12 protein-coding genes are annotated in these 15569 nt (G+C 42.0%); 7 read left to right on the top strand and 5 right to left on the bottom strand.

The features are described 5' to 3' along the window. Positions 1-73: 73 nt before the first annotated feature. A complete protein-coding gene (locus D464_RS0104145; RefSeq protein WP_018910280.1) occupies positions 74-442 on the top strand; it encodes a winged helix-turn-helix transcriptional regulator in 369 nt (122 codons plus the stop codon). A 96-nt stretch (positions 443-538) separates the two neighbouring features. On the opposite strand, the gene rmuC is transcribed toward D464_RS0104145, so the two are convergent. The 4 genes from rmuC to D464_RS0104125 form a co-directional block, all read right to left on the bottom strand. Beyond that, on the bottom strand, positions 539-1936 hold the full coding sequence (gene rmuC / locus D464_RS0104140; protein ID WP_018910279.1) for a DNA recombination protein RmuC: 1398 nt from the start codon (positions 1934-1936) through the stop codon (positions 539-541). A gap of 179 nt (positions 1937-2115) precedes the next feature. Continuing rightward, positions 2116-4596 carry a bifunctional UDP-N-acetylmuramoyl-tripeptide:D-alanyl-D-alanine ligase/alanine racemase gene (locus D464_RS0104135; protein WP_018910278.1) on the bottom strand — a complete coding sequence of 827 codons (2481 nt, stop codon included), beginning with the start codon at positions 4594-4596 and terminating at the stop codon, positions 2116-2118. A 96-nt stretch (positions 4597-4692) separates the two neighbouring features. Next, the gene (locus tag D464_RS0104130; protein ID WP_018910277.1) at positions 4693-5112 is read right to left on the bottom strand and encodes a Fur family transcriptional regulator; all 420 of its coding nucleotides are present in this window, start codon (positions 5110-5112) and stop codon (positions 4693-4695) included. A gap of 1 nt (position 5113) precedes the next feature. Next, positions 5114-5944 (bottom strand): GSCFA domain-containing protein, encoded by an 831-nt coding sequence (locus D464_RS0104125; protein ID WP_024985783.1) that lies wholly within the window; start codon positions 5942-5944, stop codon positions 5114-5116. 456 nt (positions 5945-6400) lie between these two features. On the opposite strand from D464_RS0104125, the gene D464_RS0104120 reads away from it, so the two are divergent. After that, complete coding sequence (locus D464_RS0104120; RefSeq protein ID WP_238309075.1) at positions 6401-6592, top strand: hypothetical protein; 192 nt, start codon at positions 6401-6403, stop codon at positions 6590-6592. A gap of 20 nt (positions 6593-6612) precedes the next feature. Continuing rightward, positions 6613-8874, top strand: coding sequence for a hypothetical protein (locus D464_RS0104115; RefSeq protein ID WP_024985784.1), 2262 nt, complete (start codon positions 6613-6615; stop codon positions 8872-8874). A gap of 107 nt (positions 8875-8981) precedes the next feature. Here D464_RS0104115 and D464_RS0104110 read toward each other — a convergent pair whose 3' ends face one another. Continuing rightward, on the bottom strand, positions 8982-9722 hold the full coding sequence (locus D464_RS0104110; RefSeq protein ID WP_018910273.1) for a nitroreductase family protein: 741 nt from the start codon (positions 9720-9722) through the stop codon (positions 8982-8984). A 94-nt stretch (positions 9723-9816) separates the two neighbouring features. Here D464_RS0104110 and D464_RS0104105 point away from each other — a divergent pair, with 94 nt between their 5' ends. From D464_RS0104105 to D464_RS0104090, 4 genes are all read left to right on the top strand, one after another. Further along, positions 9817-12417 carry an adenosylcobalamin-dependent ribonucleoside-diphosphate reductase gene (locus D464_RS0104105; protein ID WP_018910272.1) on the top strand — a complete coding sequence of 867 codons (2601 nt, stop codon included), beginning with the start codon at positions 9817-9819 and terminating at the stop codon, positions 12415-12417. Between the two features lie 75 nt (positions 12418-12492). Beyond that, positions 12493-12876 (top strand): dihydroneopterin aldolase, encoded by a 384-nt coding sequence (gene folB, locus D464_RS0104100; protein WP_018910271.1) that lies wholly within the window; start codon positions 12493-12495, stop codon positions 12874-12876. Between the two features lie 52 nt (positions 12877-12928). Continuing rightward, positions 12929-14209, top strand: a complete 1281-nt coding sequence (locus D464_RS0104095; protein WP_018910270.1) for an N-acetylmuramoyl-L-alanine amidase family protein — start codon at positions 12929-12931, stop codon at positions 14207-14209. A gap of 9 nt (positions 14210-14218) precedes the next feature. Next, positions 14219-15199 (top strand): MlaD family protein, encoded by a 981-nt coding sequence (locus D464_RS0104090; protein ID WP_018910269.1) that lies wholly within the window; start codon positions 14219-14221, stop codon positions 15197-15199. The last annotated feature ends 370 nt before the right edge of the window (positions 15200-15569 follow it).

Below are 15569 nucleotides of genomic sequence, written 5' to 3'. Positions count from 1 at the left end.
TATAAAGTAAAAGGGAACGTTGACTTTAATGGTTACTTTTGTATAGTAATAAGACACATAGACGTTATTAGAAATGAACAGAAGTGATATTAGAGATGCTCTTTACCCTAATTGTCCTATCCGAAATGTACTCTCTAGAGTAGGAGATAAGTGGTCAATGCTGGTGCTCTTCACCCTTGAGTCGAACGATAACCAACGCTTTAAAGAGTTGCAAAGGAATATCCCAGACATCTCTCAAAAGATGTTGACAGCAACGCTAAAGATGCTTGAGGCTGATGGACTCATTCATCGTGAAGTCTTTCCAGAGGTACCACCTCGTGTGGAGTATTCGCTTACGAAGAAGGGTAAGAGTCTGTTGCCTCTGATTGATAATCTACTCTCGTGGGCAAGTGAGAATATGGAGGATATCATTGAGTCGAGGCGGAAGTTCTTGTTGAAATAAGTTTTCCACTATTATATAAAGGTGTATAAACGAAAAGACTCCACCCATGGTGCGGTACTTATCCGACCATGAGTGGGGTCTTTTGTGATGTGTGCCTTATAGGTTATCAGGTATCTGCTTCTTCGGAGTAATCCCCAGCGTCTTCATCCCTTCGAGGCGTCTAATGATATTACCTTTGCCTTCGTTGAGTTGTCCCTTAGCCTTGTTGAAGTCTGATTGGAGCTTCTCAATGCTTGTCCCAATCTTTACGAAGGTTTCACCGAAGGTCACGAACTTATCGTATAGATCGTTCGACTGGCGGAGAATCTCATCTACATTCTTATTCAATCGATAGTTCTGCCACATCGTGCGGGTCAGTTGCAATGCCATGAGGAGATTGCTCGGACTGAGTACGATGATATGCTTTCTGTAGGCGTATTGTAGGATAGAAGGGTCGGTCTTGAGGGCTGCGGAATAGCCACTCTCGTAGGGGATGAACATCAAGACATAGCCGATACAACCAGGGACAATCTTCTCGTAGCCCTTAGCCGATAGCTCGTCAATGTGTTTCCGCATGGAGTTTACATGCTCTTTCAGCAATCGCTCCTGCTCATTAGGGTCTGTTTCCTTTATTGCCGATTGGTAAGCTGTGAGCGAAACCTTCGAGTCAACGACTGCTCTCTCCTTATTCGGCAACTCGATAACAGCATCTGGTCGGAAGTTATTACCCTCCTCGTCCTTGTAATTCTCTTGTAGGAAGAACTGCTGATCCTTAATAAGCCCGCAGTCTTCTAAGGTCTTTTCGAGAATCATCTCACCCCAGTCACCTTGCATCTTCGAGTCCCCCTTGAGTGCTTTCGTTAGTGAGGCGGCATCATTTCCAATGCGTTCTGTCTGTTCGCGAAGCTCCTTCACCGTTCGTTCTTGGTCTTCACGCATCGCCTTAATGGTCATTTCTTGCTCGGCATGAAGTCTCTTCATCGCCTCTTCAAAGGTCGTTTTGATCTCTGTTTTGTTAGCTGCTGTCTCCTTACTATTGTTTGTCACCGTCTGATTGAAAGCCTCCAAGCGGTCCTTCAAAGGTGTGAGTAAAGCCTCGAGACGCTCTTTATCAGCCGTATTCATCTTCTCACGACTCTCTGAAAGCATCTGCGCCGCCATGTTACGCACCTCCTCTTGCAGCAACTTATTCTTTGCCTCCGCCTGTTTCTGTAGTTCGCTACGTAATTCCTCGTTATGTTTGCGCTCTGCTTCCAGGCGTTGGGTGTAGCTGTTCTTGACCTCTTCTAATTGTCGGTCAGCCGCTTCTTTCGTTGCAGTCACCTGTTGAGTCGCATTCTCTTTAGCGACAGCAAGACGATCTTCAACGCTCTTCTGCTCCGCTTCCAGCTGACTGCGGAGTGCTGCCAGTTGCTCATTTGCTTTGCTCACATCCTGTGTCATCTTGCCTTTTAGCCACAAGAATGAGATGACGAAACCGATGATAAGTCCCAGAATTAAGTATATTATCTCCATAAATCTTATAGTTGTTTATTTGTTACTAAGTTCATCTTAAACACAGAATACACGGATGAAAGGAAGTCATGGAGTCGTCCTTTTATCTGTGTATTCAGTGTTGAAAATGAGCAAATAGGGATGAGTTTGATAGATTATATCCCCTCTTCAAGAGAAGAAGAGGGGATGAATAGCACTCGTTAGTCTTGGAAGTAAACCCTCTTCACACGGTTACTAATGGTGGTGAGAACCTCGTAAGGAATCGTGTCTAATACATCACTAAGGACTGTGACAGATAGGTGGTCGCCGAAAATCTCAACGCTATCGCCCTCCTTACAATCGATACCTGTAACGTCAATCATGGCTACATCCATACAAATATTGCCTACATACTCAGCCTTCTGACCGTTTACCAAGCAATAACAATGCCGATTCCCAAGGTGGCGATTGAGCCCATCTGCATAGCCAATAGGTATTGCGGCGATAACACTATCATGGTCTATTGTACCCTTACGAGAGTATCCTACCGTGTCGCCAGCAGGCACATGGCGAAGCTGAAGGATGGTAGTTTTGAGTGTAGAAACATTGTTGATAATCTTATTTGTGCGTGGATTGATACCATAAAGACCCAATCCTAGCCTACACATATCTAGTTGACGCGCTGGGAAGTGTTCGATTCCTGATGAGTTATCTATGTGTCGGATGATCTTGTGTTTGAATGCTGCTTGCAGCTTCTTACTACCCTCATCGAATAAAGCAAACTGCTTGGCAGAGAACTCATCGAAGCTATCTGCATCAGAGCCAACGAAGTGAGAGAAGACAGAACGCGGTATGATAGCATTCTGATGTTTAAGTCTATCAATCAATTCATCCATGTCTTTCTGTGGATCAAAGCCCAGTCTGTGCATACCAGTATCGAGTTTGATATGAACAGGGAAGCCTGTTATGCCCTCCTTTTGAGCGGCTTTGACGAGTGCATCAAGGAGTCGGAAACTGTAAACCTCAGGCTCAAGATCATAATCGAAGAGCGTCTTGAAGGATGACATCTCTGGGTTCATGATCATGATGTTACTTGTAATACCATTCTTGCGGAGCGTTACCCCCTCATCTGCCACAGCCACAGCAAGGTAATCGACACGATGATCTTGCAACGTCTTAGCAATCTCTACGGCTCCAGCTCCATAAGCATCAGCCTTGATCATGCACACTAGCTTGGTCTCAGGCTTCATAAAGGAACGGTACCAGTTGAGGTTATCTACCACCGCATTGAGGTTTACCTCCAATACAGTCTCATGTACTTTCTTTACCAATAGTTCGGTGAGATGGTCAAAACCAAACTGTCTTGCACCCTTTAAAAGGATCACTTCATCGTGCAAGTTAGCAAATACCTCGCTATGAATGAAGGCATTGATAGTAGCAAAGAAATGCTTTTCTCCTAAATGCTTAAAGGCATTGCGCTCTGCTAAAAGCCCTTCGCCAATGCCGATGAACTTATCAACTCCACGCTTCTCACATAGGAATGCCACCTTATTATATAGTTCCTTGTCATCCTCGCCACTCTGAAGTATATCACTCAATATCAATGTTCTCTTGCGTCCCTTATGGTCTGGACGACGATTCATGAAGTCGAGTGCAATGTCAAGTGAGTTATAATCAGAGTTGTAAGAATCGTTGATAAGCGTGCAACCATGCTGTCCCTCTTTCACTTCCAATCGCATAGCAACAGGTTCCAATTGCGCCATTCGCTCTGCAAGAGCAGACTGCGTTACACCTAAATGTAGTGCAACAACAGCACAAGTGATAGAGTTCTCCACACTTGCATCATCGATAAATGGGAGCTTATACTGGGCTTCTTTCCCACCTTTCCATGTGTAAGTAACTGTAGTCTCAATGTCCTTCTTCTCAATAGACTTTATATAGAACGTTGCGTCCGTATGCTTTGTTGACCAACTAAGTTGCTCTCCTTGGTAGTTATATTGAGCCAAGCAATGTGTCAGAACATCGTCATCCATAGAATAGACAATCGCTTGCGTGTCATGGAAAAGACATAACTTCTCCTTACATTTAGCCTCTATGGAAGGGAAGTTCTCTTGGTGAGCTGTACCCAAACTAGTGAACACTCCGATGGTAGGTTGTATGATATCACGCAACGCCATCATCTCTCCTGGCTTACTGATGCCCGCTTCGAACACCCCTACTTGGGTGTTTTCATTGAGCAACCAAACCGATAGTGGGACACCGATCTGAGAGTTATAACTTCTTGGAGAACGCGTTACCACCATTTGAGGAGATAGTAGTTGATAAAGCCACTCCTTAACCATTGTCTTGCCATTAGAGCCTGTTATGCCCACAATCGGTATGAGGAACTCATCGCGATGACGCTCTGCTAAACGTTGCAAAGCCTCTAGGCTGCCCACAACCTTTAGGAAGTTTGAACCCGAGTAGAGCGTTTCCCAGTTATCTGGAACTACCTCTACTACGAAGTTCCTAACGCCCCTTGCATATAGTTCCGGTATATAGTTATGACCATCATTACGCTCCGTTTTGAGTGCAAAGAACAATGTTTCTTCAGGGAAGCAGAGTGATCGACTGTCGGTGAGAACGAAGCTTATATTAGCCTCTTTAGTACCATATCGGCGTGCACCAATTAGTGTCGTTACCTTCTCAATAGTATAATTCATTACTATTCTAATTGTTTTAATCTCTTGCAAAGATAATCAAAACTATTAATACAACATCTTATCTTGACCGTTTTTTATTACTTATTGATAAAGAATCTACCGATGGGAGCAATCTGGGCAGATTCCTTTAATCATGTAGTTAACGGCTGTCTGCCTATAACCAGTAGGTAAATTGACTTGCGGAACGGGTATTTCATTGAGGCAGAAGGTGCGATGGCAGTGTTCACAATAGAAGTGTACATGTATGTCTTCATCGGTTTCTTTGTTCAGACTATGGCATAGTTCGTAACGCACAATGTCGTTCCCATCTTCCAACTGATGCACTAAATGATGGCTTTTGAAGTGTGATAACGTGCGGAAGATACTCGACTTATCCATCGTGAGGAGCATTGTTTCCAATTCTCTCATTGATACTGGATAATCCAAGGAAGACATGATTTTGGCTATTAGTATTCGATTGGCTGTTAGCTTAATACCGTGTTGCTCCAGTAAGCGTTCTATCTGTTGATCGTTCATATCAGCATTGTTTCAGTTGTTCTTCGTCTATTTCTAGGTCAGGATATAGCTGTTTTAAGCGTCGAGCTTTCTCTTTGGTCTTCTTTAGAAAGAGCCGATAAGTCTCCGAATCGGGATTGAATGGGCGATGTCCTAACGCCTCCTTAATAGGACGCCAAGCCTCCAGAAACTTCTTAGCTTCCGATGAGAAGCAAGTCTCAACGAGCCGTTCCCAGATGTATTCAACGGCTTGTTCGTTAGGATGTAACATATCCGCTTTATAGAAGCGATAGTCTCTCAGCTCATCATTCACTATCTCGTAAGCAGGGAAATAATAGACCGCCTCTCCTTCTTCTCGTACTAGTTTGTCTGCAGCCAAAAGCAATGTAGCCTTTGACAACTGGCTCCCGTGAAAGCCATATTTTGCATATCTTATCGGACTAACAGTCACTATCACCTTCACATTTGGGTTTTGTTTCCTTAATAAATGGATGGCTTCACGCAGGGCATTAGCCGATTCGTCAATCGTTAATTCCTGTTCGTTGAAAAGGTTTTGAGGGCGTTTTTGACAATTATCCACGATCTCTCCCGTAGCTTTCTCTATGTAGACATGGTTCGTCCCAAGCGTGAATACCACTATATCAAACGCCTGATTGGATAGTTTCCGTACTGTGTGAAGGATGGAAACAGGGTTATACATCACCCCAAAAGGGTTGACTTTCGTGCGAAACTTCTCCTCTTTGAATCGCTTCCCGATGTTATCTGCAAAGCAAGAACCCACAAAGAGGACTCTTTCGCAGGGTCTTAATTTGAATACTGGATTGGCAATATTGGCAATGGTTCTAAATTTCATATTGGCAAAGTTAGGGAAAATAATGAATATACGCAATTTCCTACCACAGTAATGTATCATTTGTTTAAATGGCAGTATAGATTTTACTAAATCTGAAAGAATTGCAGATGTTTAAATGCTATAACTCTTTTGAATGTTGTCGTTGCAAGTAAGTGGTGTTTATCAGGATTTCTTTTTAATGCTATTTATGCAACATCTTTTTTATTAAATAGGTTTAATTAATGGAGGAAGAAGATAAATTTTATTATCTTTGCACTAATATTATTAAATTTTGAAAGGATTTGATGGGTACCGTATAGTATACAGTCCTACAAAGTGGGTTCTTAAAGGCATTATATGGACTAATATTTTATTTAAGTTTTTGTGAGTTTTCCTCGTGAGTTTATATAGAATATAGTACTAAAAAATTAATAAGTAATGATGAAGAAAAATTATCTGAGGCCATATGTAGAAGTTATGGCTTTTAATTTTGATGATGTGATGCAATGCTTACCTGGTGCTTCGCAGATTGACAATGATGGGGATGGCATCCCGGAACAGCATGGTAATGGTAGTGAGCGTATTATCCCAGGAGATCCTGATGGTGGTATCGGCGCGAAACCAAATACACCATGGGACAATGCAGATCTAGATGTTTGGGGGAACTAATTATTAAACAGAAAAGGAAAATGGTAAGACGTTTTACATTAACGACTATTCTAGTCGTAGTAGGTTTGTTGGTTCATGTTAGTGTAAAAGCACAAGGACAAGATGAACATCATTTATGGAAAGGTAATCCACTTGAAAATATAGTTGATAAGACAGATGATATGGGGACAGTATATCTCTATAATGTTGGTACTGGTAAATTTCTCAATACGGGTAGCTATTGGGGAACAGTTGTGATAGGTTTTAATGTGGGAATGACAACCTATGTACAACGTTCGACGATACCAAATACTTACACAATGACAGGTCCATTGGTTACGACGGAGGGAAAGTATATTGCTTTCGGACGTCAGATGGACACTCCAGGGCCAAAGAATCCAATCAATTATAATCGGGTATATGTTGACAGAGGAGTAGATTGGACGGATGATTTTACTCATACTAAACATAAGAATGGTATTCTAGAGTGGAAGATTGAGAAAACAAGTGATGGTAACAATACCTATTACATCTATTGTAATAATGATGAGGAACGTGCTGGTATGAATGGTGATATTTATCTTACAATGGCATCTGCAAGTAATGGGAAAACTTATGATATTGAATATCCCCATACTCCTAACAATAAATACAGTAAATGGAAGTTTGTTACGAAGCAAGACTTGAAAGATGCTTTTAAGGATACATATGCTTCAAATGAAGCTCCATCAGATGCAACATTCCTCATTTATGACCAAAATTTTGAACGTGGTAATGTCTATGTAGATCATTGGAAAGCAAGTGATGGTCTCACATGGTCATATGCAAAAAATAGTAAAGGGAAAGAAATACCTTATATTTTTAAGCCAGATTCGAAGGATTATACTTACTATGTAGGAAATGGTGCTATATCAAGTAACTATTATATGGCACAATTTGCAGGCTATACAACAGCTAATGTCCGTAATGTAGGTAATAATGATAAGGCTAATGGAAAAATTACACAGTCTGTCAAAACAATAAAGAAAGGCTGGTATAAGGTTTCCTGTAATGGCTTCTACAATAGAGGGAATGGAAGTCATATGGTGTCAAAGCTGTTTGCAAAGGTAAATGGATCAAACGCTACGATATCAAATGTAAGTGCTCGTTTGAATGAATTTGGACAGGAATTTACTTATACAAAACAAGATTTACTTCGTGTCTATAATGATGATGACTTGGCAATAGATAAGGGTGGAAAGAATGTCGGTAATGTTACGGTAGAGAGTCCTTATGTCAAGGCTGGAAAGGAATTTGATAAAGGTAAATACAACAATACAATATTAGTGAAAGTGCCGCATGACGGTGATATTCTAAATATTGGTATAGAGATACAGGGGTCTACAGATGAGCGTGATTGGACCTGTTGGGATAATGTACAGTTACAGTATTGTGGCAATAATGATATTGTATTGGATGAAAATCAGACAAGTGACAATTATATAGATCTTCAGGTAGATCCTATTAATGCTGGTACACTTATTCTGAAGCGTACGATGAAGCCAGGCATTTGGTGTTCTCTTATGCTTCCTGTCAATCTTACAGTAGGTCAGGTGAAGACTGCTTTCGGTGAGAATGTCAAGCTCTCTTGGCATCCCAAACAGCACAACACGGTAAAGAGCCGTATCAAATTCGAGAGTGTAAATCTAAGTAATGACGATGCTTTGGCAATAAAGGCAAATGAACTCTATCTTATCAAATCAGATAAGGAGCCGACTGGTATTGAGCGTGAAGACCCATATAGGAAGCAGTTGAAAGACAATTCTTGGATAGAGGTTCCTGCTCCTTACTATGTTATAAATAATGTGTCTTTGACGCAAAAACCTTCAGAACTATCTAATTACTACGGTGGAGTTATTAAGGATGAAGCTACTTCTTCAACAACGAAAGATGAGACGTTGCAGTTCTGTGGTTCACTTATCAAGCAGACTAATAGCATTGTTCCTGCAAACTCTTATGCTTTAGGTTCAAAAGATGGTAAGTGGCACTTTACACAGCATCCTCTTTCTATAATGGGTTTCCGTTGCTGGATTGCAACAGGTTCTGAGACGTATGCAAAGACTATACGATTCTTCATTGATGGTGTAGAGGAGGACACTGTCACAGCTATTGACGGTGTTACTGTTAATGATGAAAGTAATGACGAGGTACGAGGTACGGTTTATAGTCTTGATGGACAGATTATCCGTACAGAAGCAATCTCTTTGAAGGGATTACCAAAGGGTATCTATATCGTAAATCATAAGAAATATGTTGTAAGATAAGAAATAGTGCGCTTTTGATTGGGCTATAATAAACGAAAAAACCACAGTTTCGCATTTCTTGTGCTAAAACTGTGGTTTTTTTTATAGTCAGTGGAAAATGACATATGTCACGGGAGGAACCCCTGCTGTCTTAGTGCTTCAAGCAAGCCCACAGACATAGCCTCATTGTCCTTCTTTGTATAACGAATATCGGTATATACCTGTGCAAGTGTTTCTTTCTTGTTCAGCTCAACGAAGTCTTTATTCTCTTTCAAGTTCTCCTTTTGCGTGTAAAACTCGTCTATTCTCTCGGGCGTATAATCGTTGTAAGTCTCATTGTGAATAATACTCTTCAATGGCAAACGATCGGTCTGCTCGGGTGTTTCAGCAGCCCATCCCAAGGTGATAGTAGCAACCGGCATGACCAAACGAGGCAATTCGAGTGCTTCAATTAACGCTTTTGGACTATAGAGCGTAGTGCCCAGAAAGCAGGTTCCCAAGCCCCTTTCTTCAGCGAGATTACAGAAAGTTTGGCAATAAAGAAGGGCATCTGTCGCCGCATTTAGGAATGATAAGAAGTTGTCATAACCGGGTGTTCCTTTCCTTTGTGTCGCCCATAAGGTTGTTCGGCGATAGTCTGCACAGAAGGTTAGAACGGCTGGAGCTTCCGTAACCATAGGTTGATTGAAGTGTGCCGGAGCGATCTTCTTCTTCATTTCTGGGCTTCGGGTGATAACGACCGAATAGAGTTGCAGGTTGCCCATAGTTGGTGTTCTCTCTGCAACCGATAGGAGTTCTCTTAACAAGTCATCCGATACATCCTCTTGAGAATATCGTCTTATAGTTCTTCTTGAATTGATAGTTTCCATTGCTAATAACTTTGTTTCGACAAAGTTAAGCAAATGTTTTAGAATTAAGAAAACAATTCGTAACTTCGCAGTCGTTAATTTTCTAAAAAGGACAATGGTAACTAATCAAACTTACTCATTCGATGAGGTCTATCAGACTTCATTAGCTTACTTCAATGGAGATGAGCTTGCCGCTCGTGTATGGGTGAACAAGTATGCCATGAAGGATAGCCTTGGTAACATTTATGAGAAGTCTCCAGAGCAGATGCACAGACGTATTGCCAAGGAGATAGCTCGTATCGAACACAAGTATAAGAACCCCTTAACAGAGGAAGAGATATTCAATCTTTTGGATCATTTCCGGTACATTATTCCAGCTGGAAGTCCGATGACTGGAATCGGTAATGACCATCAGATAGCATCGTTATCCAACTGTTTTGTGATTGGATTAGATGGTGATGCCGATTCTTATGGGGCTATCATGCGTATAGACGAAGAGCAGGTTCAACTGATGAAACGCCGTGGAGGCGTTGGTCATGACCTAAGTCACATTCGTCCAAAGGGCTCACCAGTCCATAACTCTGCCCTTACCTCTACTGGACTTGTCCCTTTCATGGAACGCTACTCCAATAGTACAAGGGAGGTTGCACAGGATGGTCGTCGTGGTGCATTGATGCTCTCTGTGAGTATTAAACACCCAGACTCTGAGGCGTTCATAGACGCTAAGATGGAGGAAGGAAAGGTCACTGGGGCTAACGTGTCAGTAAAGATTACGGATGAGTTCATGCGTGCTGCCATTGATGATAAGCCTTATGAGCAGCAGTTCCCAATAGATTCTATGGAGCCAAAGTGCACTAAGAAGGTTTCAGCAAAGGCTCTTTGGGAGAAGATTGTGCATAATGCTTGGAAGAGCGCAGAGCCTGGTGTGCTCTTTTGGGATACAATTATCCGTGAGAGCATACCTGATTGTTATGCCGACTTAGGCTTCCGCACAGTCTCTACTAACCCTTGCGGTGAGATTCCTTTGTGCCCTTATGATAGCTGTCGATTGCTCTCGTTGAATCTATACTCCTATGTTGTAGACCCGTTCACAGACCATGCTCGCTTCGACTTCGACCTCTTTAGCAAGCATGCACAGCTAGCGCAACGTATCATGGATGATATCGTTGACCTCGAGATGGAGAAGATTGATCTTATCATGGAAAAGGTTAAGAGCGACCCACAAGTTGATGAAGTGAAGGAAGCCGAGTACCATCTTTGGGAGAAGATAAAGGATAAGAGCGGTAAAGGTCGTCGAACGGGAGTGGGCATAACTGCCGAAGGTGACATGATAGCAGCAATGGGTCTGCGTTATGGAACACAAGAGGCTACCGACTTCTCTGTTAGTGTTCATCGTGCGTTGGCATTGAATGCTTATCGTTCTTCCGTTCGAATGGCAGAGGAGCGCGGAGCCTTTGCTATCTATGATGCAAAGCGTGAGGAGCATAACCCCTTCATACTCCGCTTGAAGGAAGCTGATGCACAACTTTATGAGGAGATGATACGTTACGGGCGTCGCAATATAGCCTGTTTAACGATTGCTCCAACCGGTACTACGTCCTTAATGACACAAACTACTTCGGGCATAGAACCCGTCTTTATGCCTGTTTATAAGCGTCGCCGAAAGGTGAATCCAAATGATGCTGATGTGCATGTAGACTTTGTTGATGAGGTTGGAGATTCCTTCGAAGAGTACATCGTGTACCATCGTAAGTTCCTAACATGGATGGAAGTGAATGGAATTGATACCCGAAAGAAGTACAGCCAAGAGGAGATTGATGCGTTGGTAAAGCGTTCACCTTATTATAAAGCTACTGCCAACGATGTTGACTGGCTGATGAAAGTACGCATGCAAGGTGCTATTCAGAAGTGGGTTGACCACTCCATTTCGGTTACAGTGAACCTCCCTAACAACGTTGATGAGGCTCTTGTCAACAAGTTATACGTTGAGGCTTGGCGCAGCGGATGCAAAGGCTGCACCATATATCGTGATGGTAGCAGGTCCGGAGTGATGATATCTGTATCGAAGAAAGATAAGAAGAAGGAGACTAATACAGCCGAGGAGGAGAAGGTGAAAGACCTTACTTCAGCAGAAGAACACCATGAGCATGTATGCAACCGACCGCAAGTAGTGGAGGTTCGACCTAAGGAACTTGAGTGCGATGTGGTACGTTTTCAGAATAACAAGGAGAAGTGGGTGGCTTTTGTTGGGCTGTTGGATGGTTATCCATACGAGATCTTTACGGGTCTTCAAGACGATGAGGAAGGTATCGCCTTACCAAAGAGTGTTACCAAGGGAAAGATCATCAAGCAGACAGCAGAGGATGGTAGCCATCGTTATGACTTCCAGTTTGAGAATAAGCGAGGCTATAAGACGACTGTTGAAGGGCTGTCGGAGAAGTTCAATCCAGAGTATTGGAACTATGCAAAGCTCATCTCTGGTGTGCTTCGTTACCGTATGCCGATAGACCATGTCATAAAGCTTGTAGGCTCATTGCAGCTTAAGAACGAGAGTATTAACACTTGGAAGAATGGTGTGGAGCGTGCTTTGAAGAAGTACGTAACCGATGGCACGAAGGCTTCAGGGCTCCGTTGCCCTGTTTGCGGACAGGAGACTCTTGTTTATCAGGAGGGTTGCTTGATTTGTACCAATTGTGGTGCTTCTCGTTGTGGATAATCTTATGGGGGTGTATTAAGTGCTTATAAGGCATTTAATGCACCTTCTTTTTATCTTTAAAACTAATGTTTAATGATGGAATTAACGTCTACTTATATTCTTTTACAGGGTCTTCAATATCATGCCTTTATAGGAGTTGGAGAACAAGAGCAGGTTGTTGGGAATGATTATGTGCTTGATCTCAGATTGGGTTATCCCTTTGCTGCAGCCATGGAGAGCGATGCTGTTGATGATACATTGAACTATGCTGATGTGTTCAATGTCGTTTCAGAAGTGATGAAGCAACCTTCGAAACTGTTGGAAGCAGCAGCTGGAAAGATTGTAAAAGAGTTGTGTGCCCGATACAAGCGGCTGGAGAGTATAGACTTAAAGTTGGTGAAAAAGAATCCACCGATGGGCGCGGATTGTGATAGCACAGGCGTTGAATTACACTTAATAAATGATAAAACCAAGGATTAGAACCATGGTTTCCAAATGAAAAACCGTACCTTTGCTCTCTAAATAATTAAGTATGTTTAAGAAAATAACGCTTTTCATTGTTTTCTTTGTATTGTTCGTGGGCACTTCATGGGCTACGAACGGACGCTTCACACTTGTTATTGATGCTGGTCATGGAGGTCATGACGCTGGTGCTTTAGGTGCTATATCAAAGGAGAAGGACATCAATTTGAACGTAGCATTAGCTTTTGGACGTTATGTGGAGCAAAACTTACCGGACGTGCAAGTGATTTATACACGCAAGACGGATGTCTTTATTCCTCTACATCAGCGTGCGGATATAGCGAATAAGGCTAAGGCTGACCTCTTTATATCGGTTCACACCAACTCTGTTGTACCCGGTCATTATGCTAAGGGATTCCAAGTTTATACCTTAGGTATGCACCGTGCGAAGGATAACCTTGATGTTGCGATGCGCGAGAACTCGGTTATTTCGATGGAGAAAGGCTACCAACAGACTTATCAAGGCTTCGATCCGAAGTCGTCCGAGAGCTATATTATGTTTGAGTTCATGCAGAATGCAAACATGGAAAAGAGTGTTGAGCTGGCGAGATTGATACAACGTTCGGTGTGTTCTAGTGCCAATCGCATTGATAAAGGTGTGCACCAAGCTGGTTTCTTGGTGTTACGTGAGAGCTATATGCCTAGTTGTCTGATAGAGTTAGGCTTTATTACTGCAGCAGATGAGGAGGAGTTCTTAAATAGTCCAGATGGTATTGATGCCATGGCAAAGGGTATTTACAATGCTTTCGTTAAGTACAAGAACATGTACGACACGCATATTGTCGTACCATATAAGGCTGCTGACAATAGGAAGATTAGTGTTACAAGGGTGGTGCCAGTGCCTCCTTCGGGGCAACCGAACCTCGTGTCATCTAACACTAGGGCGCAATCTACAAAAAAGGTTCCTACTAAGAAGACGATAAAAGAGACTCCGAAGAAAGAAACTCCAGTATCTTCTTCTAACAAAACAAAGACTGATGCGAAGAAAGATAATAAGGTAAGTGCACCCATTAATGCTCCTATTTTCAAGGTTCAAGTGATTGCTTCAAGTCGTCAACTACGCCCTGGTTGTGAACAGTTTAAAGGTCATAAGGATATAGAATGTATTCAAGAAGGATCTTGGTACAAATATACAATAGGTAACAGTACTAACTATAATGAGATAGCACGCCTACGTGAGAAGTTGAAAAAGGACTTTCCTCAAGCATTTGTTATAGCTTATAAAGCAGGCAATCGCATGGACACGAACGATGCTATCAACGAGTTTTTAAAGAATAAAAGGAATAAGTAAGGAAGTAATATGAGTAAGTTTTTCACGCCACAAGTTAAGATTGCACTCGTCGCTATATTGGGTGTTGTAGTGTTGTTCTTCGGTATGCAGTTCCTGAAGGGACTCTCTATTTTCTCGACAGACACGCACTATCAGATGCGATTCAGTAATGTAAGTGGACTCTCAACGTCCACTCCTGTGTATGCAAATGGTTTTAAGGTTGGTACCGTAAAGAGCATAGAATACGATTATGCTAAGCCTGGAGAACCAATCATCGTCGGCGTAGATATCGATAAAAGCATGAACATTCCAGAGGGAACAAAGGCTGATATTATCAGTGATGTTATGGGTAATGTGAAAGTTGACTTAGTGCTTGGAACGAGTAGCAAGACGCTAGCCTCGAATGGAATTATTGATGGTCGTATTAATGACGGAGCTTTGGGACGAATGAAAGATATGGTTCCCTCCATTCAAAAGATGCTACCCAAATTGGATAGCATACTTGTTAGTATCAACTCACTCTTGGCTGATCCTGCGGTGAGAAGTTCCATCCATAATGTCGATCAAGTTACTGCAAACCTTACGACTTCGACGCGTGAAGTAAACCAGTTACTCGCTCAGATGAATCATTCATTGCCAGCTTTAACCACGAAAGCAGGTAGAGTGATGGATGGAGTTAACGGCTTAATGGCAAATGCAAATGGCGGTATAACAGAAGCACGTGGTGCTATTCGTGGTGCTAATGGCATGATCTCTACATTAAATAATAAGGTGAGTGGAATCGACGTAGAGGGTACGATGGCAAAGGTAAATACCACCCTTGATCACATGAACTCACTCACTGCAAAGCTAAATAGTAATGAGGGAAGCCTCGGACTGTTGATGAATGATGCCTCTCTTTACAATAACTTGAACAGTACGATGCGTAGTGCTGATAGCTTACTTGTCAATCTCAAGGCTCATCCGAAACGCTATGTTCACTTCTCACTGTTCGGTAGAAAGGATAAGTAATTTAAATATCGTCTAAATTAAAAGATAGGTGTTTCACATGCAAGAGATGAGTTAAAAGATACGTGTAAATCAGTTCCTTTACTTGTCTCTTGCTTCTGTTCCACTCTTTAGACACGTTTTCTCTCTTTTCATATCGAAACCTTTTGACAATCAAGATATTATAATTGGGCAAACGACACATTATATATATAGATGCTTAAACAGCTGCAAAGTACGATAAGATAGCTATTTATGCGATTTAGATAGGTGTAGAGTAAATCGGAGGAAATAGGTTGTTTATTATTTAATTATTACCTTTGCAGGTGTGTAAGAACTAGGAATGGTTTATCAACACACCATTTGTAGAAAGACATAAGAAACGTAGATATCA

Origin of the sequence: Prevotella veroralis DSM 19559 = JCM 6290, assembly GCF_000377625.1 — a bacterium.
GTDB classification, from domain to species: domain Bacteria; phylum Bacteroidota; class Bacteroidia; order Bacteroidales; family Bacteroidaceae; genus Prevotella; species Prevotella veroralis.
Note: the sequence above shows the minus strand (reverse complement) of the source record. Positions and strands in the feature narration are given on the sequence as shown.

Excerpts from the sequence above, each read along its gene's own strand:
- D464_RS0104130 (WP_018910277.1), bottom strand. The coding sequence starts at position 5,112 with ATGAACGATCAACAGATAGAACGCTTACTGGAGCAACACGGTATTAAG.
- D464_RS0104135 (WP_018910278.1), bottom strand. The coding sequence starts at position 4,596 with ATGAATTATACTATTGAGAAGGTAACGACACTAATTGGTGCACGCCGA.
- D464_RS0104105 (WP_018910272.1), top strand. The coding sequence starts at position 9,817 with ATGGTAACTAATCAAACTTACTCATTCGATGAGGTCTATCAGACTTCA.
- D464_RS0104110 (WP_018910273.1), bottom strand. The coding sequence starts at position 9,722 with ATGGAAACTATCAATTCAAGAAGAACTATAAGACGATATTCTCAAGAG.
- rmuC (WP_018910279.1), bottom strand. The coding sequence starts at position 1,936 with ATGGAGATAATATACTTAATTCTGGGACTTATCATCGGTTTCGTCATC.
- D464_RS0104090 (WP_018910269.1), top strand. The coding sequence starts at position 14,219 with ATGAGTAAGTTTTTCACGCCACAAGTTAAGATTGCACTCGTCGCTATA.
- D464_RS0104095 (WP_018910270.1), top strand. The coding sequence starts at position 12,929 with ATGTTTAAGAAAATAACGCTTTTCATTGTTTTCTTTGTATTGTTCGTG.
- D464_RS0104115 (WP_024985784.1), top strand. The coding sequence starts at position 6,613 with ATGGTAAGACGTTTTACATTAACGACTATTCTAGTCGTAGTAGGTTTG.
- D464_RS0104120 (WP_238309075.1), top strand. The coding sequence starts at position 6,401 with ATGGCTTTTAATTTTGATGATGTGATGCAATGCTTACCTGGTGCTTCG.
- D464_RS0104145 (WP_018910280.1), top strand. The coding sequence starts at position 74 with ATGAACAGAAGTGATATTAGAGATGCTCTTTACCCTAATTGTCCTATC.
- folB (WP_018910271.1), top strand. The coding sequence starts at position 12,493 with ATGGAATTAACGTCTACTTATATTCTTTTACAGGGTCTTCAATATCAT.
- D464_RS0104125 (WP_024985783.1), bottom strand. The coding sequence starts at position 5,944 with ATGAAATTTAGAACCATTGCCAATATTGCCAATCCAGTATTCAAATTA.